Consider the following 21,992-nt stretch of genomic DNA (forward strand, 5'->3'; position numbering starts at 1 on the left):
CTCTTGGTCGCGATCCGTCGGTCTAGAACAGCACCGACGGATTCATGATCCGCTTGGGGTCGATGGCGCGGCGGATCGCGGCCATGGTTTCGATCTCGATAGGTGACTTGTAGCGCTTGACCTCTTCAGTCTTGAGCCGGCCCAGACCGTGTTCGGCCGAGATGGAGCCGTCGTAGGTTCCGACAACGTCGTGAACGACTTGTGAGCCTTCCTTCCAGCGGCCGATGAAGGAGGGGATATCCTGACCGACGCCCGGCAGGATGTCGTAGTGCAGATTGCCGTCGCCGACGTGGCCGAAGACCGAGATGCGGGCGCCGGGGTGGAAGCGTTCGACGGCGGCCGAGGCTTCGTCGATGAACTCCGCGATGCGGCTGATGGGGACGGAGACGTCGTGTTTCCAGCCGCCGCCCTCGGGCTTCAGGGCCGCCGAATGTTCCTCGCGCAGACGCCAGAAGGCGGCGCGCTGGGCGTCGTTCTGGGCGATGGCGGCGTCGGTGATCAGGCCTTGCTCGAAGGCGACTTCCAGCAGGGCCTCCATCTGGGCCTCGGCGCCGCCGGGCGTGCCGGAGGCGATCTCGATCAGGACATACCAGTCGGGGGTCGAGTCCAGCGGTTCGCGGGTGTCGGGGATGTTCTTGAGGACCAGCGCCATGCCCAGCCGCTTCATCAGTTCGAAGGCTTCAACCCCGCCGCCCGTCTCGGCCTTGGCTCGGGCCAACAGTTCGACAGAGGCGGCGGCCGTCTCCAGGCCGACAACCGCGACGGCGCGCGAACGCATGATGGGGAAGAGTTTCAGGGTGGCGGCGGTGACGACGCCCAATGTGCCCTCGGCGCCGATCAGCAGTTGTTTCAGGTCGTAGCCGGTATTGTCCTTGCGCAGGCGTTTCAGGCCCCGGAAGATCTCGCCGCTGGGCATGACGGCCTCCAAGCCCAGCACCAGGTCGCGCATCATGCCGTAGCGCAGCACCTGGGTGCCGCCCGCGTTGGTCGAGATGACGCCGCCGATCGTGGCCGAACCCTCGGCCGCCAGACTGAGCGGAAAATAGCGGCTCGCCGCTGTCGCCGCTTGCTGGGCTTCCAACAGGGTCAAGCCAGCCTCGACCGTCATGGCGTCGTCCAGCGGGGTCACGTCGCGGACGGCGCGCATCTTGCGGGTGGACAGCAGGACTTCGCCGAAGGGGATCTGGCCGCCGACCAAGCCCGTGCCGCCGCCATGAGGCGTGATGGCTACGCCTTCGCGGGCGCAGATGGTAACGGCCTTCGCCATTTCCTCGACCGAACGCGGGGTCAGCAGGATCGGCGTGTTGCCCGTCCAGCGATTGCGCCATTCCGTGAGCGACGGAGCGATGACCTCGGGATCCTGGGTCCAGCCGCCCGGACCCAGCGCGGCCTTCAGTTCGTCGAGCACGGCGGAGGAGGGGGCGGGCGTCTGCATGCCCCCTTTTGTCAGGCGTCGTCGTTCGGTGGAAGGGCCGCGACGGCCTCAGACGTCGAGTTCTTCTTTCACGAACTGCGCATTTTCCTGAATGAACTGGAAGCGGGCCTCGGCGCGCTTGCCCATAAGGCGTTCGACCAGATCCTCGATGTCGGTCTCGGCGTCGGGGACGGTGATGCGCGCCAAGGTCCGCTTCCTGGGATCCATGGTGGTCTCCTTGAGCTGGGAGGCCATCATTTCGCCCAGGCCCTTGAACCGGCCGATCTCGGTCTTCTTGCCCTTGAAGACGGTGGCCAGCAGTTCGTCGCGGTGGGCGTCGTCGCGGGCGTATTCGCTCAAGGGGCCTGCACTGATGCGATAAAGCGGCGGCAGGGCCATGAAGACCCGGCCCTGGCGGATGGTCTCGGGCATGACGCGGTAGAAGAAGGTGATCAGCAGGGCCGCGATGTGGGCGCCGTCCACGTCGGCGTCGGTCATGATGACGATCCGCTCGTAGCGCAGGTCGTCGATGTTGAAGCGATTGCCCGGCTGGACGCCCATGGCGAGGGCAAGGTCGGACAGTTCGACGTTCTGGCGCAGCTTGTCCGCCGTGGCCGAGGCGACGTTCAGGATCTTGCCGCGCAGGGGCAGGATGGCCTGGGTCGTGCGGTCGCGCGCTTGTTTGGCCGAGCCGCCTGCCGAATCGCCTTCGACGATGAACAGTTCAGTGCCCTGGGCCGACTGGCGGCTGCAGTCGGACAGCTTACCCGGCAGGCGCAGCTTGCGGGTGGCGGCGGCGCGCTGGACCTCCTTGTCCTTACGGCGACGCAGGCGGTCCTCGGCGCGGTCGACGACGAAGCCGAGCAGGGCGTTGGCCTGTTTGGGGCTTTCGGTCAGCCAGTGGTCCAGCGGGTCGCGCAGCAACTGCTCCACGATGCGCGTGCCCTCGGGCGAGGACAGGCGGTCCTTGGTCTGGCCTTGGAACTCGGGATTGCGGATGAAGACGCTGATCAGGGCGCCGGCGTTGGCGATGACGTCCTCGGCCGTGATGATGGCGGCGCGCTTTTCGTTGGTCAGTTCGCCGTAGGATTTCAGACCCTTGACCAGGGCAGCGCGGAAGCCGGCTTCATGCGTGCCGCCGTCGGGCGTCGAGACCGTGTTGCAGTAAGACTGGATGAAACCGTCGGATTCGCCGAAGCCGATCGGCGACCAGGTGACGGCCCATTCGAAAGCGCCTGCTTCGCCCTGGCGCTCGGCGCGGCCGGCGAAAGTGGGGGTGACGGTGTCCAGTTCGCCGATCCGGTCCACCAGAGCGTCGGCCAGGCCGCCGGGGAAGTGCAGGCTGGCCTGGGTCGGCGTGGCGTCGGTGATGCGCTCCGGCGCGCAGGTCCACCGGATTTCCACGCCGCGGAACAGATAAGCCTTGGAGCGGGCCATGCGGAACAGGCGCGCGGGCTTGAAGGCCGCGCCCATGCCGAAGATTTCGTCGTCCGGCTTGAAGCGGATCAGGGTGCCGCGCTTCTTGGACGGGCCGATCTGCTGGATAGGAGCCAAGACGGCGCCGCGGCTGAAGGCCTGTTTCCACTCGAAGCCGTCGCGCCAGACGGTGACCTCGACGCTTTCGCTGAGCGCATTGACGACCGAGACGCCGACGCCGTGCAAACCGCCCGAGGTCTCATAGGCCTTGCCCGAGAACTTGCCGCCAGAGTGGAGGACGGTCATGACCACTTCCAGCGCCGACTTGCCGGGGTGTTTGGGGTGAGGATCGACAGGGATGCCGCGCCCGTCGTCGCGGACCGACAGATAACCCTCAGCGTCCAGATCGACGGTGATCAGCTTGGCGTGTTTGGCCACCGCCTCGTCCATGGCGTTGTCCAGAACTTCGGCGAACAGGTGGTGCAGGGCCCGCTCGTCCGTGCCGCCGATATACATGCCGGGGCGTTTTCGGACGGGCTCCAGCCCTTCCAGCACCTCGATGGAGGAAGCGGAATAGGCGTTGGCGCTGCCGGCCGTCGGCGCGGCGGCTGCGTTTGGGGCAGGGGATGGCGTAGGCGCGGGCGGCGCCTCGGGCGGCTTCACCGCAACACGTTTGGGAGGCTCGGGTTTGCGAGCTTCGGGTTCGTCGTCAAAAGCGAAGAGGTCGGCGGCCATTCACATAGTCTGAGGCGATTCGGGACCGGGTCTGGTAGGCCCGTGAGGCCGGTCGAGCAAGCGGCGCGCGAACAGGGGCCGGATCGAAGGTCACGGCGCGGGCCATGATCGCCAGCATTAGGATCCACGGCAGGTTGGCGTGGGTCAGCAGGACGCTCTCCGACAGGCTCAGCGCCGTGAACACTGTCAGATAGGCGATGCTCCAATAGCCTTCGCGCGCGCCCTGGCCGTTCAGCCGCGCCACGATCAGGATCGCCGAGATCGCCATGACGGCGCCCACAGCCACCGCGCCGGGCCAGCCCAGCTGGACCAGAAGGTCAATCCAGCCGTTGTGCGCGGACGGCACGGGCCATTGGGTCTCGATGCGGATTTCGCGAGCGGGAATGGAGTCCACGCCCCAGAAGGCGCTGAAGCCGTAGCCGGTCCAGGGACGTTCGGCGACCTTTCGCATCAGGGCTTCCCAGATCAGGGTGCGGCCTGTCAGGGACGGATCCTTGCCCAGGGCCTCCAGGATCGCCGCCGAATCCGAGTTCCACAGCCAGGTCGCCGCCGCCGCCGTCACGACGCCCAGCCAAATTCCGGCGACCGTGATCACCGCGCCGCCCTGTTTCAGCGTCCACCAGCCGCCCACCATGCCCAGGCCCAGGCCCCAGCAAAGGAGGGAGGTCTTGGATTGGGTGGCGAGCACCAAGAGCGTGGTCAGGCCCAGAGTCAGCAGGCACACCCAGAAACGGTTGCTGCGTCCGGCGATATGATCGGCGGCCAGGGTCGCTGCGGCCGAAACGGCGCCGATCACCATGACCAGCCCCATCTGGTTCTTCTCGTACCAGAGACCACGCCAAAGGCCGGCGTTGTCGAACTGGTGCACACCCACCTGGGGATAGCCGAACACCATGATCAGGCTGCCCACGGCCATCACCAGACATGTGTACATCAGAACGCGAGGCAGAGCGTCGTCGCGGAATCGGGTGCCCAGATAGATGGCGAAGGCGCTGTTGATGGCCATCGCGATCACGCGGCGCTCGGTCACGCCGGGATCGATGGACCAATATTTCGACACGAAACACAGGGCGACCAAGCCAAACATCATCAACCAGGCCGGCCAGGCCCGAATGACCTTGTCGAAGCGAAAGACGATCAGGCCTGCGATAACGGCGTAGACGGGCAACCAGATGAACCGCAGGATCGGCGTCTCGACCTGGGTCGGCGCGATGACGGGGGCGATCAGGGCGCCGGTCAGCATGAAGACGACGAAACCGGCCGCCCACTGTTCCCACAGGGGCGGCGAATCATCCGGGGTCTGAACGGGCGGTTCGCGCACGGGCGCACACTCTCTTGCGTCGCTTAAGGAACCGTGAGTGCAGCGGTGAAGGCGGCGAGGCCCCGTTCCAGATCGGCGATCAGGTCGGCGGGGTCTTCAAGCCCGACATGGAGGCGGATCAGTTCGCCCTCCAGCACGGGCGGGTGGTCGCGATAGGCCATCTGATGCGTCTCGTGGGTGATCAGGCTCTCGAACCCGCCCCAGGAATAGCCCAGACCGAACAGGGTGAGAGCGTTCAGGAAGGCCTCGCCCGCCGCCTGGTCGCCGCCCTTCATGACCACGCCCATTAGGGAAGCCGCGCCGGTGAAGTCTCGCCGCCACAGGTCGTGGCCGGTCGAGCCGGGCAGGGGTGGGTAGGAGACGCGAGAAACCTCGGGCCTGGCTTGAAGCCATTCCGCGACGATGAGGCCCGACCTTGCCTGTTCCGCATAGCGCAGCGGAAGGGTGCGCAGGCCGCGAAGCGCCAGCCAGGCGTCGTCGGGCGAGACGTGCCAGCCGAGATCCTCGATGGTGTCGCCGATGGCGCGCAGACAGATGGGGTCATTCGAGGCGATGCTGCCCATCAGCACGTCCGAATGACCGCCGACGTATTTGGTGACGGCCTGGACGCTGACATCCACGTCATGGGCCAGCGGGCGATAGGCCAGGCCGGCGGCCCAGGTATTGTCCACCACCGTCAGGACGCCTCGCGTGCGGCAGGCTTGGACCACGGCGGCGACATCGACCATTTCGAACGTCAATGACGACGGCGACTCCATCAGCACCAGTCGCGTGCGGTCGCCTAGGGCGGCCACGATGGCGGACGCGTCGGCGCCGGCGGGAAGGAAGCGGGTCGTGACGCCGCGCGCGGTCTGATAGCGGCTGAGAAAACGACGCGTCGGGCCATAGACGGCGTCCGTGGTAATCACCTCGTCGCCCGATCGCAGCAGCGCCAGCAGCGGAACCGTGACGGCCGCCAGGCCGGAGGGAACCAGAAAGGCGTCCTTGGCGCCCTCCAGATCGGCCAGAGCGCGGCGGAGATCGCGGGCGGCGCTGGTTCCGCTGAGACCATAGGTCGGGCCATCTGTCTCGTCGCGCATGACGCCGGCGGTGTCGCTGAGCATGGTCGAGGCGCGTTCGATGGGCGGGTTCACACCTCGCCGCCCTTGCCCCCGGCGTGTGGCGGCGGCGATCAGGCGTGTGCGGTCCGAATGCGGCGACATGGCGTTTCCGATGGGTTGCGGATCGGGGCCTAAAGGCCTCTAAAGCCAGCGGGGCGCAAGCGGCGAGGGATTGAAACGCGATGCGGTGCTGGATGATCGGAGCAATGGCGGCGGTGCTGCTGACGGCCGCTTGCGGGCGACAGGACGCCGATCCGACGCCGGAGACGACAGTTGTCGCGCCGACAACGACCACACCCAGCGCCGTCCCCGAAAGCCCGACACTGGCGGCGATCAAGCGACGCGGACGCCTGAACTGCGGCGTGCATCAGGGACTGGTCGGGTTCGCCTATACCGACAATCGCGGTCAGTGGCGCGGGTTCGACGTCGATTTCTGTCGCGCCACGGCGGCGGCCGTATTGGGGGATGCAAACGCCGTGCGGTTTGTGCCTCTTTCAGCGTCGGATCGGTTCGTGGCGCTGAACGACGGACGGATCGACGTGCTTTGGCGCAACTCGTCCTGGACCATGAGCCGCGACGCCGGCGAGGGTTTCATCTTCGCCGGCATCAACTATTACGACGGCCAGGGTTTCCTGGTGAGGCGCTCGCTGAACCTGAACAGCGCGACGGAGCTGAACGGGGCGCGGGTTTGCGTGCAGTCCGGCTCGACTTCGCAAGCCAACGCCGCCGACTATTTCCGCTCGCGCGGCGTGGAATATCGGCCTGTGGTCTTTGAAACCGAAGAGGCGGCGCGCGACGCCTATGGCCGTGAGGACTGCGACGCCTTCAGCGCCGACATCTCCGCCCTCGCCGCCGCCCGGACCGTTTTGACCAATCCCAACGAACATGTGATCCTGTCGGATGTGGCGTCCAAGGAGCCGCTGGGACCGGTCGTCAAGGCAGGCGATGAACGCTGGGCCTCGACCGTACGCTGGACCCTGAACGCCCTGATGCTGGCTGAGGAGCTGGGGGTGAGCAAGGCCAGTGTGGAGGCGCAATCAAAGACCGCGACCGACCCGCGCGTGCGGCGTTTGCTGGGTGTCGAGGGCGAGTTCGGACCTATGCTGGGGCTGTCCAAGACCTGGGCCAGGGACGCTGTCGGGGCGGTCGGCAATTACGGCGAGATTTTCGAGCGGAATCTGGGGTCGCAATCGGCGCTCGACCTGGCGCGTGGTTTGAACGCACAATGGAACGCGCGCCCGGCTGGCTTGATCTATGGTCTGCCGATCCGATAAGCGCCGACGTTTGTATCGCTTCCTGGGGGATAGATGACCGAGACGAAACGTGGCGGCCTTGCGCTGCACTGGCTGATGCTGATCGGTTTCGCCGTGGGTTTGGGGGGCGGCCTGATCGTCAATCTGACGCTGGGCGCCGACACGGGCTGGGTCGTCTGGTTGACGGACAACGTCACGGGGCCGTTGGGTCAGATCTTCCTGCGCCTGCTGTTCATGATGGTCATTCCCCTTCTGTTTTCGGCCCTAGTGGTCGGGGTGGCCGAGATGGGCGATCTCAGCTCGCTGGGGCGAGCGGGGATCAAGACCCTGATGCTGACGATCCTGGTGTCCAGCATCGCCGTGGTGATCGGCCTGGTCATGGTCAATGTGTTCCAACCCGGACGTGGCGTCGACCCCGTGCTCGCGCAACAACTGCTTGAGCAGGGCCGCGACGGCGCTGCCGGCATCGTGCGCGGTGCGCCCGAAACCATCCAGTTGGGCGACTTCTTCCTGGACCTGATTCCGTCGAACGTCTTCACGGCGGCGGCCGAGAACCAGATCCTGCCAGTGATGGTGTTCGCCCTGTTCTTCGGCATCGGCCTGGTGATGGCCAAGTCGCCCGCCACTGACCGGCTGCAGCAGGTCATCGAGGGCATGTTCGAAGTCACGATGAAGCTGATCAACCTCTTCATCAAACTGGCCCCCATCGCCATCGCCTGCCTGATGTTCAACCTGGCGGCCCTGTTCGGATGGGACCTGCTGGTGCGGCTGGCGGCCTATGTCGGCGTCGCCGTTGGGGCCATGGCGATCCATATGTTCGTGGTCTATCCGCTGGTGATCTGGATCCTGGGCGGCCGTTCGCCCATCGCCTTCTTCAAGGGCGTGCGCGAGCCGATGGTTGTGGCCTTCTCGACCGCCTCGTCCAATGCGTCGTTGCCGGTGTCGTTGAAGGCGGCCGAAGAAGAGCTGAAGCTGCCGCGCAAGATCGCGCGTTTCGTGTTGACGGTCGGCGCGACAGCCAACCAGAACGGCACGGCCCTGTTCGAGGGTGTGACTGTGCTGTTCCTGGCCCAGTTCTTTGGCGTCGATCTGACCATCACGCAGCAGGTCATTGTCATGCTGGTGTGCGTGCTCGGCGGGATCGGCACGGCGGGGGTGCCGGCAGGTTCGCTTCCGGTCGTGGCGATGATTTTGGTGATGGTGAAGGTGCCGCCGGAAGGGATCGGCCTGATCCTGGGCGTGGATCGCTTCCTGGACATGTGCCGCACGACGCTGAACGTCACCGGCGACCTCGTCTTGGCGACTGTGGTGTCGCGTGGTGAAGAGGACGAACCCGTCGAAGCCGACGATGTCGTCCCTGTCGCGCCGCCGGCCTGAGATTCAGCCTGTCTCGACCGGGGTGTCCTCGCGGGCGCCCCATTCGGACCAGGAACCGTCGTAAAGTTTTGACGGTCGGCCCAGCTCTGCCAGGCCCAGGGTCAGGATGGCGGCGGTGACGCCGGAGCCGCATGTGGTGACGACGGGCTGGTCGAGGTCCACGCCAACTTCGATGAAGGTCTGCTTCAGCGCTGAACCGCGCTTCATCGTGCCGTCCTCGTTCAGCAGACGACCGTAGGGCAGGTTGAACGCACCTGGCATACGACCGCCACGAACACCGGGGCGGGGTTCGGCGGCCTGACCGTTGAAGCGCGCAGCGCCGCGCGCATCGACGACCTGAATGCCTTGGGCCAAGGCGTCTCGAACATCATCGATCGAGGCGATGGCCTTCCCGGGATCTGCGGCTTCGAAGATGGTCGCGACGGCCCCGGATTCGCCGGTCTGCACCGGTCGGTCCTGCGCCAGCCAACGTGGGAGACCGCCGTCCAGAACTTGAACGTGCTTTGCGCCCATCGTCTTCAACATCCACCAGACGCGGGCCGCCGAGAACAGGCCGGCCGTGTCATAGACGACGATCCGATCGTCGCTGCCGATGCCGAGGGCGCCCACGGATGCTGCGAACGATTGCGGCGACGGCATCATGTGGGGCAGGGGGCTGTCGCGGTCCGACAAGGCGTCCAGATCGAAGAAGACGGCGCCGGGAATATGAGCCTGCTCGAAGTCGGCGCGCGCGTCCCGTCCGTCCAGATTCCAGCTGCCATCGACGATTCGCAGGTCGGGTTCGCCGAGGCGGGCGGCGAGATCTTCGGTGGAAATTAGAAAGCTCATGGTCGGGACAGGGCCAGTTGGATGACGTCGGTGCGGCCGGAGCGGAAGCCGGCCTCGCAATAGGCGAGATAAAAGCGCCATAGCCGCCGGAAACGCTCGTCGAAACCGGGAATCCTGCTGATGTAGGACCAACTGGCCTGGAAGCGCTCGTCCCAGCGTTTCAGGGTGGAGGCGTAGTCGAGGCCGAACCGCTCGACGGCCTGCCATGACAGGCCCGCCGCAGAGGTGACGGGCGCCAGTCGCTCCTCCGACGGCAGCATGCCGCCAGGGAAGACGTACTTCTGAATGAAGTCGGTGCGGGCGTTGTACTCCTCGAACAGGACGTCCTGGATGGTGATGATCTGTAGCCCCGCGACGCCGCCCGGCTTGAGGACATCGTGGACCTTGTCGAAATAGGCGGGCCAGTATTCCTTGCCCACTGCCTCGAACATTTCGATGGAAGCGACACGGTCGAACTGGCCCTGAACATCGCGGTAATCGACCAGATCGACCTTGGCTTTTTCGGCCAGCCCCGCATTGAACAGCCGTTGCTGCGCAAAGTCGTGCTGCTCTTTCGAGATGGTGATGCCGGTGACGTTGGCGCCGACCTCACGCGCTGCGAACTCGGCGAAGCCGCCCCAGCCGCAGCCAATTTCCAAGACCGACATGCCGGGTTTCAGGTCCATCATCCGAGCCAGGCTGGCGTATTTCTCGCGCTGACCGGCTTCCAGCGTCTCGTCCTCGCGACTGAAACGCGCCGACGAATAGGTCATCGAGGCGTCCAGCCAGTTCAGATAGAAGGCGTTGCCGAGGTCGTAATGGGCGTGGATGTTCTTTTTGGACCCCGTGCGGCTGTTGCGGTTGCTGCGGTGCGACAGCCAGTTGACCGCCATCATCAGCCAGTTGCCGTCGAACAAGCGGCGGATGTGGTCGTAGTTATCGACCAAGGTCTCCAGCAGGGCGGCCAGATGCGGGCTTTCCCATTCGCCGGCCATATAGCCCTCTGCGAATCCGATATCGCCGGCGGCCAGGACACGGCGCGCGAAGCCGTAATCCTTGACGTGCATCACGCCGCTGGGGCCGGGCTGTTTGCCTTCCAGCACATGCGCTTCGCCATTCGGTAGATGCACCGTTAGGCGCCCGAAGGTCCAGTTGGAGGCGAGCAGGCGAAGCAGCATCGCAAAGACGCGGGGCGTCCGGGCGGCGGCGGCCTCTAGGTCGGTCGTGGCGAGACTCATGATGAACCTTTCTACGCGTCAATCACGGTCGGTCGTGTCGTCGCCGCGTCCCGACACCGTCTTGAGGGCGTCGAGGGCGCGGGCGCGAGCTTGGCCATGATTCAAGATGGGGTGGGGATAGTCTTTGCCAAGCCTGACACCGGCGTCGCGCAACACTTCGGCCGGGGCGGTCCAGGGAGCCTGGAGCCAGCGGTCGGGCAGGGCGCGCAACTCGGGAACCCAGCGGCGGACATAGCCGCCCTTGACGTCGAACTTTTCGCCTTGGGCGATCGGATTGAAGATGCGGAAATAGGGCGAGGCGTCGGCCCCGGACCCGGCGACCCACTGCCAGTTCTGCACATTGCTGGCCAGATCGGCATCGACCAGCGTGTCCCAGAACCAGGCCTCGCCCTCGCGCCAGTCGATCAGCAGGTGTTTGACCAAGAACGAGGCGGCGACCATCCGCACGCGATTATGCATCCAGCCGGTCGTCCAAAGTTGGCGCATGCCGGCATCAACCAAAGGATAGCCCGTGCGGCCGCGCTTCCAGGCCTCCAGGCCCTTGGGATCGTCACGCCAAGGCATGGCGTCGTATTCAGGGCGGAAGGCGCGCTCGGGCATGGTCGGGAAATGGTGGAGTAGGTGGGCGGAAAAATCGCGCCAACCGATTTCGGCGACGAACTTTTCGGCCTCGGCGGCGGGGACCTTGCCTATCTCTGCCGCATCGCGCGCACGCTCGACAGCGCGCCACGGACTGATCTCGCCCCAATGCAGGTGCGGCGACAGGCGGCTGGTCGCGGGACGGTCAGGGTGGTCGCGGCCGACCGCGTAGGTCTTCAATCCGCCGGACAAAAATTCGGACAGGGCGGCCGAGGCGCCGTCTTCGCCCGGCGTCCAGTCGAAGCCTTTGGACCAGTCCGGTTCGGTCGGATGCAGCTTCAAATCGTCAATCGATTCGCTTTCGATGGCGGATGGCGTGTCGATGTCACGAGGGCCAGTCGTGTGCGCGGGCGCCTCGGCCTTGGCCAAAAGCGCCTTCAGAAAGGGGGTGAAGACCTTGTAGGGGCCGCCCGTGCCGTTCAGCACTGCGCCGGGGCGGCACAGCAGCGATCCGTTGAATCCGCGGCAGTCGATGGCGTCGGCTTTCAACGCATGGGCGATCTCGGCGTCGCGTTCGAACGCCTGGGGTTCGAACAGCCGGTTCATGAAGACCACGTCGGCATCTGTCTCGTCGATCAGGCTCTGAAGCTGGACCAACGAATCGCCGCTGCGCAAAATCAGCCGCGAACCGCGCGCCTGAAGCGATGCGTCGAGCGCCCGCAACGACTTGTCGAGCCACCACAGCGACGCCGCGCCGGTTGGGCGGTCGGGGCTGTGATCCAGGATGAAGACCGGCAGGATGGGCCGGCCCGTCTCGGCGGCGTGATTCAGGGCGGGGTTGTCGTGCAGGCGCAGGTCGCGGCGGAACCAGAGGATGACAGGCTTGGTGGCCACGCGGGCGAACTCCGTGATAACTTGCGCTCAACCATTCAGAGCGCCACCTGATGGCCCAATAGCTGCGGCAAACGCCGCCTCCACAACACCCGAACTTCGAAAGAGCCGCCTCGTGAGCCGACCCAACGCAGTCATTACGTTGTCCGAAGGTCTTCGGACGCCTGTCGTCATCGGCGGCGGCGCCAGAATCGCCTTTATCGCCGGTCCTTGCCAGATGGAGAGCCGTCAGCACGCGCTGGAAACGGCCCATGCGCTGAAGGAAATCGGCGAGCGGCTGAACGTCGGCATCATCTACAAGACCAGTTTCGACAAGGCGAACCGCACCAGCGCCAGCGCCGCGCGTGGCATTGGCCTGAAGGAGGCCATGCCGATCTTCGCCGAGATTCGCGAAGTGACCGGCCTGCCGACCCTGACCGACGTCCACTCCGAGGCCCAGTGCGGTCCGGTGGGCGAAGTGGTCGACGTGCTGCAGATCCCCGCCTTCCTCAGCCGCCAGACCGACCTGCTGCTGGCCGCCGCCGCAACCGGCAAGGCGATCAACATCAAGAAGGGTCAGTTCCTAGCCCCCTGGGACATGAAGAACGTCATCGCCAAGGTCGTCGGCGCCGGTAATCCCAACGTCATGGCCTGCGAGCGGGGCGCCAGCTTCGGCTACAACACCCTGGTCAGCGACATGCGGGCGCTTCCGGTGTTGCGTGAAATCGGCTGCCCTGTCGTGTTCGACGCGACCCACAGCGTGCAACAGCCGGGCGGGCAGGGCACGTCCTCGGGCGGCCAGCGCGAGTTCGTGCCGGTGCTGGCGCGCGCCGCCGTCTCGGTCGGGGTGGACGCGGTGTTCGTGGAAACCCACCCGGACCCGGACAATGCGCCGTCGGACGGTCCCAACATGGTGCCGCTGGACCAGTTCGAGGCCCTGGCCGCGCAACTGATCGCCTTCGACGACCTGGCCATCAAGATCGGGGCCAAGGCGCCGGTGGCGTAGGCCGCCTGAATCCTCTAGGTCGGACCCATGTCTGACACCCTGGACCTGGGCGCCCTGCAAAGCCTGCTGGAGCGCGTGCGCGGCCTGAAGATCGCCTGCGTCGGCGATCTGATGCTGGACCGCTACGTCTATGGCGAGGTCAGCCGCATCTCGCCCGAGGCGCCGATACCGGTGCTGCGCGCCGCCCGCACCGTCGCCATGCCCGGCGGCATCGGCAATGTGGCGCGCAATATCGCGGCTTTGGGCGGTGTGGCCCGTTTGGGCGCCGTCGTCGGGGACGATGCGGCGGGCGCGGAGCTCACTGCTCTCATCGCCGCCGAGCCCCGCATCGAGGATGCACTGACACGGCCAGCCCAAGCCGCCACCATCGTCAAGACGCGGTTCGTTTCGGCGGGACAGCAGTTGTTACGTCTGGACGACGAAGCTGCCCCAGTATCCATCGATAGTTCCGACGCGTTTACAGGTGCTTCCGTCTATCTCCTCTCCGACTATGCTAAGGGCGTTGTCGGCGACGAGCTGATCGCCTCGGCTCTGACGGCGGCTCAGACGTCGGGCGCGCCGATCGTGGTCGATCCCAAGGGACGCGACTTCGCCCGCTATGGGGCGGTCGATGTGATCAAGCCCAATGGTTCGGAACTGGCTGGCGCGACCGGCCTCCAGGTCGGGACGGACGCGGAGGTCGAGACGGCGCTGGAGGCTCTGCTAGCCGCCACGACCGCCAAGGCCGTGATCGTCACGCGCGCGGGCAAGGGCATGAGCCTGGCCCGGCGAGGCCAGCCGGTAAAGCATTTCCCCGGACGCGCGCGCGAAGTGTTCGACGTCTCGGGCGCCGGCGATACCTGTCTTGCCGCCATCGGCCTGGCCCTGGGCGCGGGAGCCCCGCTGGAGACGGCGGTCGAGTTCGCCATCCTGGCTTCGGGCGTGGTGGTGGGAAAAGCCGGGACGGCCGTGGTGACGCCCGCTGAACTGATCGAAGCCGAACTGGGCCAACATGCCACCGCCGCCGTCGCCAAGGTCACGCCGCTGGACGAATTGGCGGCCGAGGTCGAGGCTTGGCGGCGTCAGGGGCTGAAGGTCGGTTTCACCAACGGCTGTTTCGACATTCTCCACCGGGGCCACGTCGCCTATCTGGCCCAGGCGCGCAGCTGGTGCGACCGGCTGGTGGTGGCGCTGAACACCGACGCCTCGGTCAGGCGGCTGAAAGGCGAGGGACGGCCCGTCAACGATCTGGACAGCCGGGCGGTCGTCATCGGCGGCCTGGCCAGTGTGGATCGCGTGACCAGTTTTGACGATCCGACGCCGGTCGCCTTGATCGAACGGCTGCGGCCCGACGTGCTGATCAAGGGCTCCGACTACACGCGCGAGGGCGTGGTCGGCGGCGATCTGGTCGAGAGCTGGGGGGGCGAGGTCAGGCTGGCGGACTTCAAGGACGGCTATTCGACCACGCGGACGATCGAGAAGATGACCACAGGATCCCAGCAATGACGCCTCGCATGATCGTCGTCACCGGCGGTGCCGGCTTCATCGGCTCCAACATCGTGGCGCGCCTGACGGCCGAGACGGCCTATGACGTCGTGGTCTGCGATCGGCTGGAGACCGCCGACCTGGCCAAGTGGAAGAACGTAGCCAAACACGCCATTGCCGACTTCTGGTCGCCCGAGGAGTTGTTCGAACAGTTGGAGCGTCACGCCGAACGGATCGAGGCTGTCGTGCACATGGGCGCCATCTCTTCGACGACTGAACCAGATGCGGACCTGATCCTGCGAACCAACTTCACCTTGTCGCGGGAGCTATGGGACTGGTGCACGATCCGGGACGCCAGGATGATCTACGCGTCCTCGGCCGCCACCTATGGCGACGGCGACGCTGGATTCAACGACGATGATGATGCGGAGTCTCTATCGAAGCTCCGGCCGCTAAACGCCTATGGATATTCGAAAATGCTGTTCGATCAGCATGCCGTGCGCCAGTCGGATCGCGGCCAGGCGCCGCGCCAGTGGGCCGGACTGAAATTCTTCAACGTCTATGGGCCGAACGAGGGTCACAAGGGCGGGATGAAGTCGGTCGTGGCCCAGATCTGGCCCAAGGTCGAGGCGGGCGACGCGGTCAGCCTGTTCCGGTCGTACAATCCGAGCTATCCCGACGGCGGCCAGCTGCGCGACTTCGTCTATGTCGACGACGTGGTCGATATCATCGAGTTCCTGCTGCAATCGCCCGAGGTGTCCGGCGTCTTTAACGCCGGGTCCGGTCAGGCGAGGTCGTTCGCCGATCTGGCGCGCGCCACATTCGCTGCCGCCGGCAAGGAGCCGTCGATCGAGTACATCGACATGCCCGAGGTGATCCGCGACCGGTACCAGTATTTCACCGAGGCGCGCATGGACCGCATCCGCGCCGCTGGATTTGAGGGGCAATCCACGCCGCTGGAAGAAGGTGTGCGTCGCTACGTCCAGGACTTCCTCTCTATGGCCGATCCGTACCGCTGATGCGCCGGCTGACCTTCAGGCAATGGGTCGGCTATGCGGGCTTCGCCGCCGTGTTCGCCCTTACGGTCGCCGTCGCGGTGTGGAGTGGTGACATCCTTCGCGCCGGGCTGGACCCTCAGGTGCCGTTCCAGACCTATCAGCCGCCGCCTGCGCCGGATTATCGGTCGGCGTCGTCCTGGGCGCTGATGGACGAAGGCGCGCCGGACCAGGCGGCCGTCTTCTTCGTCATGCCGACCACATTCGACGGCGGCGCGGAGTGGAACGGGCCGATCGACGATGCGCGGGCGAACGCCTATCTGCGCCGCGTCGTCCTGCCGAACTACGCCTCGCCCTTCGCCAGGGAAGGCAAGGTCAGCGCGCCGCTCTATCGCCAGGCCAGCCTCTATACGCGGCTGACCCTGCGCGACGATGCGCGTGAGGCGCGGGCCTTCGCCTATGAGGATGTAAAGGCGGCCTTCGCGCTATGGCTTCGCAATCATCCGACCGGGCCGATCGTGATCGCGGGGGTGGAGCAGGGCGGCGAACTGTCCGCGCTACTGGTGCGCGACGCGCTTCGCTCCGATCCGAAGCTAAAGGACCGGCTGGTCGCGGCCTATCTGATCGAGACCATGGTCAGTCGCGAGATGTTCCAGCAGAGGGTTGCGCCCTGCGACGCCTCGGACGAGACGGGCTGTATCGTCGCCTGGTCCTCGGTCGAGAACGGCGACGAATCGGCGGCGCGGCGCAAGCTGCGGCGGGCGCTGGACTGGAACGACCGGGGCGAACTGGTCGGGCTGACGACCGCGCCGATCTGCGTCAATCCGGTGACCGGAGCAACGGCTCCACCGCGTGCCGAGGCTCGCCAGCACAGCGGGGCGACCAATGCGACGGGGCTGGAGTGGGGTGCGCGTCCGGCCCTGACCGGACGACTGATTTCGACCGAATGCCGCGGCGGGCTGCTGTGGCACAGCGCGCCCGACGCCGACTTTCTGACGGCCGGTGGAAGCTGGGCGGATCGGCGCAAGATCGTGCCCTACAACCTGTTCTACGGCGACATCGAGCGTGACGTCAGCGTCCGCTTGGCGGCATGGCGGGCCAAGCGCGGCCTTTAGCATCTATTACGTCGTCCGGTTTCTATGGCGCCGCTCGCGTCCAGCGCGTAGGTTGACCGCCTCAGGGAGGATCTGAATGGACGTCACCACCATATTCGCCGGCGTAGTGTTGCTTCTCGCCATCGTACTCTTGATCAGCGTGATCAAGATCGTGCCGCAAGGCCGTGAATTCACCGTTGAACGCTTCGGCAAATACACCAAGACGCTGAGCCCCGGCATCGGCTTCCTGACCCCGTTCGTCGAGCGGGTGGGCCGCCGCATGAATATGATGGAGCAGGTGCTGGATGTTCCGACGCAGGAGGTCATCACCAAGGACAACGCCATGGTGAAGGTCGATGCGATCGTGTTCATTCAAGTCATGAACGCCTCAGCGGGCGCTTACCGGGTCGAGAATCTTCCTTATGCCATCACCCAGCTCTGCATGACCAACCTGCGAACGGTGGTCGGTTCGATGGAACTGGACGAGGTCCTTTTTCAACGAGACTCGATCAACACGCGATTGCTGACGGTCATCGACGCTGCGACCGAACCCTGGGGCGTCAAGGTCAACAGGATCGAGATCAAGGATCTTACTCCACCTGTCGACATCACGAACGCCATGGCTCGCCAGATGAAGGCTGAGCGCGAAAAGCGCGCAATCATCACGGAAGCAGAGGGCGAAAAACAGGCCGCTATCGCGCGCGCTGAAGGCGCCAAACAGGCCGCCATCCTTCAGGCCGAAGGCCGCAAGGAAGCCGCTTTCCGCGACGCAGAGGCTCGTGAACGCGAAGCTCAAGCGGAGGCAAAGGCCACCGCCATGGTGTCCGAGGCCATCGCGCGCGGCGACGTGAACGCCATCAACTACTTCATCGCCCAGAAGTATGTCGAAGCCTTCGCCGAACTGGCCCGCAGCCCGCAGCAACGCACCGTCATCGTGCCTGCCGAAATGGGCGCTCTTGTCGGCACCATCGCCGGCATCGGCGAGATGGTCGGCTTGGCCAAGGAGCAGAACTCCGGCGCCGCTCCCACGCCGCCCGTCCGTCCCGCACCGCCGCGTCGCCCTGCGGGCGCCGCTGTCCCTCCCTCGGCCTGATCGAAGGACGCTGACCGATGCTGTCGCTCGCTGATCTCTATGCCGCCCAGCCGTTCTGGATCTGGCTGGCTATCGGGGTTCTGCTGCTGGCGGTCGAGGCGATGTTCTCGACCGAATGGCTGCTGTGGCCCGCCGTTTCGGCCGGTGTCGTCGCGGTCATGACGGCGGCAGGGGTGCGACTGGGTCTGCCGGGCGAGGTCGCCGTCTTTGCTGTTTTGACGGTCATCGCCACGCTTTTGTCTCGGCGGTTGATTGCCAAGGCTAATCCCGACGGTCCTGACATCAACGACCGCGACAGCCGTCTGATCGGCCAGCGGGCTCGTGTTGTGGAGGCCTTCGTCTCCGGGCGCGGCCGTGTCTTCATCTCGGGCGCAGAATGGCCGGCCGAGGTCGAGGGCGAAGCGCCGGTGGAGGGGCAGGACGTCGTGGTAACGCGCATCACCGGGTCTTTGTTGACGGTTCAGTCCCCCGTCTGAAACGAGGCGGCCCGAGAGGCGTTCGTCAGAAATGACAGCCAGCCAGAACGCCGCCTCGGACGGCCTGCCCAAGCCTCGGCGGTATTGGGCCATCGTGTCCATCGGCCTGGGGATCACTCTGGCGGTCTTGGACGGGGCCATCGCCAACGTCGCCCTGCCGTCAATCGCACAGGATCTGCAGGCGTCGTCGGCGGCCTCGATCTGGATCGTCAACGCCTATCAGATCGCCATCGTCGTCGCCCTGTTGCCGCTCGCGTCGCTGGGCGAGATCGTCGGCTATCGACGGGTGTCGCAGGCGGGGCTGGCCGTCTTCACCCTGGCGTCCATCGCCTGCGTCTTCGCCAACTCCATCGAGGCGTTGAGCCTGGCCCGTGTGATCCAGGGGTTTGGCGCGGCGGGCATCATGAGCGTCAACGGCGCCCTGGTGCGGTTCACCTATCCGCAGAGCCTGCTGGGTCGTGCGGTGGGCATCAACGCTGTGATCGTATCCCTATCGGCCGCGGCCGGCCCGACCATCGCCAGCGCCATCTTGGCCGTGGGGCACTGGCGCTGGCTGTTTGCGCTGAACATACCCATCGGGCTGTTGGCCGTGTCGCTGGCCGGGTTCACCTTGCCGCACAATCCGCTGCACAAGCGCAAGCTGAACTGGACCGGAGCGGCGCTGAATGCGGCGGCGTTCGGCTTGGTCATCACGGGCTTACAGGCGCTGGCGCATGGCGAGGCGGCCGTGTTGGGGTTCGGTTTGACGGGGGCAGGGCTGGCGGCTGGTGTGCTCCTGATTCGTCACGAGCGGTCGCGCGCCTCGCCTCTGATCCCGCTGGATCTGTTGGCGCGGCCGATGTTCAGCCTATCGGTGGCGACCTCCATCATTTCCTTCACGGCGCAGATGATGGCCTTCGTGGCCTTGCCCTTCTTCCTTCAGGGGTCGTTGCGGCTCACGGCGGTCGAGACGGGCCTGTTGATGACGCCTTGGCCGCTGGCGACGATGATCGCTGCGCCCTTGGCTGGCTATCTGTCGGATCGATATTCGGCGGGCGTGCTGGGCGCGATCGGCTTGAGCGTCTTCGCCTGCGGCCTGATGGCGTTGAGCTTCCTTAACGCCGATTCGACGCACTTCGACGTCGTGTGGCGAATGGCGGTCTGCGGTGCAGGCTTCGGCTTTTTCCAGTCGCCCAACAACCGCGCCCTTCTGTCGGAAGCGCCGAGGGAGCGCGCGGGCGCTGCGGGCGGCACGCTGGGCATGGCGCGTGTCTTGGGCCAGTCGCTGGGCGCGGTCGTGGTCGCCTTCCTGCTGTCGGCGGCGCCCATCGGCGGGGTCGGGCACGGGTTTCAGATCGCGGCCGTCACGGCCCTGTTCGGCGCGGTCATGAGCGGATCGCGCGTGCGGCGTCGTCCGTCCGAGCCAGAAAAGGAAGTCGAGGCGGTCTAGCGCCGCTTCAGGTCGGCGACGCCGCGATTCGCCAGCTGGTCCGCGCGCTCGTTCAGCTCATGGCCCGCGTGGCCCTTCACCCAGCGCCATTTGACGTCGTGACGCAGGCGGGCGGTATCCAGGCGCTGCCACAGTTCGGCGTTCTTGACCGGCTTCTTGTCCGCAGTCAGCCAGCCCCGCGCCTTCCAGCCGCGCATCCATTCGGTGATTCCCTGCATAACGTATTTGCTGTCGGTATGCAGTTCGACCTTGCAGGGCCGCTTCAGCGCTTCCAGCGCCATGATGGCGGCCATCAGCTCCATGCGGTTGTTGGTTGTGTTGGCTTCGCCGCCCCACAATTCCTTTTCGTGACCGCCGCCCGTCTGGAGCAGGACGCCCCAGCCGCCGGGGCCGGGATTGCCCTTGCAGGCACCGTCGGTGTGGATGATGACGTGATCGGAGAGACTCATGGTCGCGCAGACCTACAGCGTCCCTTGGCGTGGGGCCATCACTGCGCCTATATGCGGATCGAAGAATAGTGGATGGGATCGGATGACCGGTCCCCGCGAGGAGATTAGCCATGGGCTCCATGAGCATCTGGCATTGGGCCATCGTAATTGTCGTCATCGCGCTGCTGTTTGGCGGCCGGGGCAAACTGTCGGGCATCATGGGCGACGCGGCCAAGGGCATTCGCGCGTTCAAGGATGGCCTGAAAGACGAAGACAAGAAGGACGGCCCGCACGACGGCGTCAGCTCGCTGCCGCGCACCGAGGCGGAAAAGGAAGAGCTGAAGCGCTAGTCGTCGTCTGTAAGGGCTGACGCATGGGCGGGCTCGGCCCCGGTATCGGGGGCTTCGAATTAGTGGTGATCGGTCTGGTGGCCCTGCTTGTGGTGGGGCCAAAGGATTTGCCTGTTCTGATGCGTCGCGTCGGCCAGATGGTCGCCAAGGCGCGCGCCATGGCCACCGAGTTCCGATCGAGCTTCGACGAGATGGCGCGTCAGTCCGAGCTGGACGACCTGCGCAAGGAGGTCGAGGCGCTGCGGACGGGGCAGGGGGCCATGTATCCCCTAGGGGCCGAGGCGGACGCCGCCTTCAAGGACATCAATGCCGGGCTGAAGGCGCCGACGCCCACGGCCGCACTGCCTGCGCCCGAGCCGGAAGCGCCGGTCATGACGCCCGCCGCCGACGAATGGCCGGATACGCCGGCTGAGCTCGTCGCGGAAACGAAACCCAAACGGGCGGCCGCGAAGGCGAAGCCGGCGACGACCGCCAAAGCCTCGACGACCAAGCCGCGCGCATCGGCCAAGCCCAAGGCGGCGGCCCCGGCCGCCAAGACAAAGCCTTCGACCGCCAAGCCCAAGACCCCGCGCAAGAAGGCCGCTGACCTGTGACGTCTCCCGATCGTGACGAGGCCGAGATCGAGGCGTCGCGCGCGCCCTTGATGGATCACCTGATCGAGCTGCGCGGGCGGCTGCTGATTTGCGTCGTGGCCTTCTTCCTGGCGTTCATTTTCTGCTTCGCCTTCGCGAATCAGATCCAGATCGCCCTGATCAAACCCTATCAAGCGGCGGTCGCGGTCCATGCTGCGGCCATGGCGAGCGGCGGTCACGCCAATCCCCTCGAGCTGATCGCCGTGATGACAGGGCTGAAGCCCTATCCGCCCGGCAGCGCGGCCGTCGTGCAGCTGATTGCGACGGCGCCGCTGGAGCAGCTGTTCACCAAGATGAAGATCGCGGCCTTCGGCGCCGCCGTCCTGACCTTCCCGGTCATGGCCTGGCAGATGTACCGCTTCGTCGCACCGGGCCTGTATCGCAACGAGCGCGGCGCCTTCCTGCCGTTCCTGATCGCCGCGCCGGTCATGTTCTGCCTGGGCGGGGCGCTGGTCTATTATGTCATGCTGCCGTTCGTGATGCTTTTCTCGTTGAGTCAGCAGGTGGCCAGCGACGGAATTTCCGTGGCCCAGACCACCAAGATCTCCGACTATCTCAGCCTGGTGACCTCGCTGCTGCTGGCCTTTGGCCTGTGCTTCCAACTGCCGGTCGTCACGACCTTGCTGGGCCTGGCTGGGCTGATCAATTCCAAGGTCATGGCCTCGGGCCGTCGCTACGCCATCGTCGCAGTGGTGGTGGTCGCCGCCGTGGTCACGCCGCCGGATCCGATCAGCCAGCTGATGCTCGCCGTGCCTCTGGTCATCCTCTACGAGGTGTCGATCTGGTGCGTGCGTCTGATCGAACTGCGCCGCAAGAAGGCCGACGATCTGGAAGCCGAAGTCGCCTGAACCGCCCAATACGACGGCTTGTAGTCAAAACTCAGATTCCATGGATGCGGACATGAAAAGGGCCGGG

General features: G+C 65.8%; 20 protein-coding genes. 12 read left to right on the top strand and 8 right to left on the bottom strand.

Going from position 1 to position 21,992, the window contains the following annotated elements; genetic code table 11:
• Positions 1–22: 22 nt before the first annotated feature.
• Genes CHRYSEO8AT_RS14805 through metC form a run of 4 tightly spaced genes read right to left on the bottom strand, consistent with a single transcriptional unit; the run spans position 23 to position 6,088 of the window.
• Positions 23–1,435 (bottom strand): FAD-binding oxidoreductase, encoded by a 1,413-nt coding sequence (locus tag CHRYSEO8AT_RS14805; RefSeq protein ID WP_159851283.1) that lies wholly within the window; start codon positions 1,433–1,435, stop codon positions 23–25.
• Between the two features lie 48 nt (positions 1,436–1,483).
• The gene (locus CHRYSEO8AT_RS14810; protein WP_159851284.1) at positions 1,484–3,565 is read right to left on the bottom strand and encodes a DNA topoisomerase IV subunit B; all 2,082 of its coding nucleotides are present in this window, start codon (positions 3,563–3,565) and stop codon (positions 1,484–1,486) included.
• A complete protein-coding gene (locus tag CHRYSEO8AT_RS14815) occupies positions 3,540–4,886 on the bottom strand; it encodes an O-antigen ligase (RefSeq protein ID WP_159851286.1) in 1,347 nt (448 codons plus the stop codon). Before CHRYSEO8AT_RS14815 ends, CHRYSEO8AT_RS14810 begins: the two co-directional genes overlap by 26 nt.
• A gap of 23 nt (positions 4,887–4,909) precedes the next feature.
• The gene (gene metC / locus CHRYSEO8AT_RS14820) at positions 4,910–6,088 is read right to left on the bottom strand and encodes a cystathionine beta-lyase (RefSeq protein WP_159851288.1); all 1,179 of its coding nucleotides are present in this window, start codon (positions 6,086–6,088) and stop codon (positions 4,910–4,912) included.
• 80 nt (positions 6,089–6,168) lie between these two features.
• On the opposite strand from metC, the gene CHRYSEO8AT_RS14825 reads away from it, so the two are divergent.
• Together CHRYSEO8AT_RS14825 and CHRYSEO8AT_RS14830 are read left to right on the top strand one after the other, a co-directional pair.
• Positions 6,169–7,260, top strand: a complete 1,092-nt coding sequence (locus tag CHRYSEO8AT_RS14825) for an amino acid ABC transporter substrate-binding protein (RefSeq protein WP_236547564.1) — start codon at positions 6,169–6,171, stop codon at positions 7,258–7,260.
• 33 nt (positions 7,261–7,293) lie between these two features.
• Positions 7,294–8,616: a dicarboxylate/amino acid:cation symporter gene (locus tag CHRYSEO8AT_RS14830; protein WP_159851290.1), complete on the top strand. Its 1,323-nt coding sequence runs from the start codon at positions 7,294–7,296 to the stop codon at positions 8,614–8,616.
• A gap of 3 nt (positions 8,617–8,619) precedes the next feature.
• Here the strand turns inward: CHRYSEO8AT_RS14830 and sseA are convergent, their stop codons facing one another.
• Genes sseA through CHRYSEO8AT_RS14845 form a run of 3 tightly spaced genes read right to left on the bottom strand, consistent with a single transcriptional unit; the run spans position 8,620 to position 12,134 of the window.
• Positions 8,620–9,444 carry a 3-mercaptopyruvate sulfurtransferase gene (gene sseA / locus CHRYSEO8AT_RS14835; RefSeq protein WP_159851292.1) on the bottom strand — a complete coding sequence of 275 codons (825 nt, stop codon included), beginning with the start codon at positions 9,442–9,444 and terminating at the stop codon, positions 8,620–8,622.
• The gene (locus CHRYSEO8AT_RS14840; protein ID WP_159851294.1) at positions 9,441–10,661 is read right to left on the bottom strand and encodes a cyclopropane-fatty-acyl-phospholipid synthase family protein; all 1,221 of its coding nucleotides are present in this window, start codon (positions 10,659–10,661) and stop codon (positions 9,441–9,443) included. Before CHRYSEO8AT_RS14840 ends, sseA begins: the two co-directional genes overlap by 4 nt.
• Positions 10,662–10,679: 18 nt before the next feature.
• Positions 10,680–12,134 carry a deoxyribodipyrimidine photo-lyase gene (locus tag CHRYSEO8AT_RS14845; protein ID WP_159851296.1) on the bottom strand — a complete coding sequence of 485 codons (1,455 nt, stop codon included), beginning with the start codon at positions 12,132–12,134 and terminating at the stop codon, positions 10,680–10,682.
• 112 nt (positions 12,135–12,246) lie between these two features.
• Between CHRYSEO8AT_RS14845 and kdsA the strand changes: the two genes are divergently transcribed.
• The 7 genes from kdsA to CHRYSEO8AT_RS14880 all read left to right on the top strand — a co-directional run bounded on the left by kdsA (position 12,247) and on the right by CHRYSEO8AT_RS14880 (position 19,667).
• The gene (gene kdsA / locus CHRYSEO8AT_RS14850) at positions 12,247–13,116 is read left to right on the top strand and encodes a 3-deoxy-8-phosphooctulonate synthase (protein WP_370514246.1); all 870 of its coding nucleotides are present in this window, start codon (positions 12,247–12,249) and stop codon (positions 13,114–13,116) included.
• A gap of 27 nt (positions 13,117–13,143) precedes the next feature.
• Positions 13,144–14,601 carry a D-glycero-beta-D-manno-heptose 1-phosphate adenylyltransferase gene (gene rfaE2 / locus CHRYSEO8AT_RS14855; RefSeq protein WP_159851298.1) on the top strand — a complete coding sequence of 486 codons (1,458 nt, stop codon included), beginning with the start codon at positions 13,144–13,146 and terminating at the stop codon, positions 14,599–14,601.
• Entirely contained in the window at positions 14,598–15,599 is a 1,002-nt protein-coding gene (gene rfaD / locus CHRYSEO8AT_RS14860; RefSeq protein WP_236547565.1) for an ADP-glyceromanno-heptose 6-epimerase, read from the top strand. Before rfaE2 ends, rfaD begins: the two co-directional genes overlap by 4 nt.
• Positions 15,599–16,690, top strand: coding sequence for a DUF3089 domain-containing protein (locus CHRYSEO8AT_RS14865; RefSeq protein WP_159851300.1), 1,092 nt, complete (start codon positions 15,599–15,601; stop codon positions 16,688–16,690). The genes rfaD and CHRYSEO8AT_RS14865 overlap by 1 nt, the downstream gene beginning before the upstream one ends.
• Before the next feature lie 76 nt (positions 16,691–16,766).
• On the top strand, positions 16,767–17,762 hold the full coding sequence (locus CHRYSEO8AT_RS14870; protein WP_159851302.1) for an SPFH domain-containing protein: 996 nt from the start codon (positions 16,767–16,769) through the stop codon (positions 17,760–17,762).
• A gap of 17 nt (positions 17,763–17,779) precedes the next feature.
• A complete protein-coding gene (locus tag CHRYSEO8AT_RS14875; protein WP_159851304.1) occupies positions 17,780–18,238 on the top strand; it encodes an NfeD family protein in 459 nt (152 codons plus the stop codon).
• 31 nt (positions 18,239–18,269) lie between these two features.
• Complete coding sequence (locus CHRYSEO8AT_RS14880) at positions 18,270–19,667, top strand: MFS transporter (RefSeq protein ID WP_159851306.1); 1,398 nt, start codon at positions 18,270–18,272, stop codon at positions 19,665–19,667.
• Here the strand turns inward: CHRYSEO8AT_RS14880 and rnhA are convergent.
• Positions 19,664–20,116: a ribonuclease HI gene (gene rnhA, locus CHRYSEO8AT_RS14885; protein WP_159851308.1), complete on the bottom strand. Its 453-nt coding sequence runs from the start codon at positions 20,114–20,116 to the stop codon at positions 19,664–19,666. The genes CHRYSEO8AT_RS14880 and rnhA overlap by 4 nt on opposite strands.
• A 110-nt stretch (positions 20,117–20,226) precedes the next feature.
• Between rnhA and CHRYSEO8AT_RS14890 the strand changes: the two genes are divergently transcribed.
• The 3 genes from CHRYSEO8AT_RS14890 to tatC are packed head-to-tail and all read left to right on the top strand — an operon-like array spanning position 20,227 to position 21,925.
• A complete protein-coding gene (locus tag CHRYSEO8AT_RS14890; RefSeq protein WP_159851310.1) occupies positions 20,227–20,445 on the top strand; it encodes a twin-arginine translocase TatA/TatE family subunit in 219 nt (72 codons plus the stop codon).
• 23 nt (positions 20,446–20,468) lie between these two features.
• Complete coding sequence (gene tatB / locus CHRYSEO8AT_RS14895) at positions 20,469–21,038, top strand: Sec-independent protein translocase protein TatB (protein ID WP_159851312.1); 570 nt, start codon at positions 20,469–20,471, stop codon at positions 21,036–21,038.
• Positions 21,035–21,925 carry a twin-arginine translocase subunit TatC gene (tatC, locus tag CHRYSEO8AT_RS14900; RefSeq protein WP_159851314.1) on the top strand — a complete coding sequence of 297 codons (891 nt, stop codon included), beginning with the start codon at positions 21,035–21,037 and terminating at the stop codon, positions 21,923–21,925. The genes tatB and tatC overlap by 4 nt, the downstream gene beginning before the upstream one ends.
• Positions 21,926–21,992: the final 67 nt, after the last annotated feature.

Origin of the sequence: Brevundimonas sp. G8, assembly GCF_902506205.1 — a bacterium.
In the GTDB taxonomy this organism is placed as follows: Bacteria; Pseudomonadota; Alphaproteobacteria; order Caulobacterales; family Caulobacteraceae; genus Brevundimonas.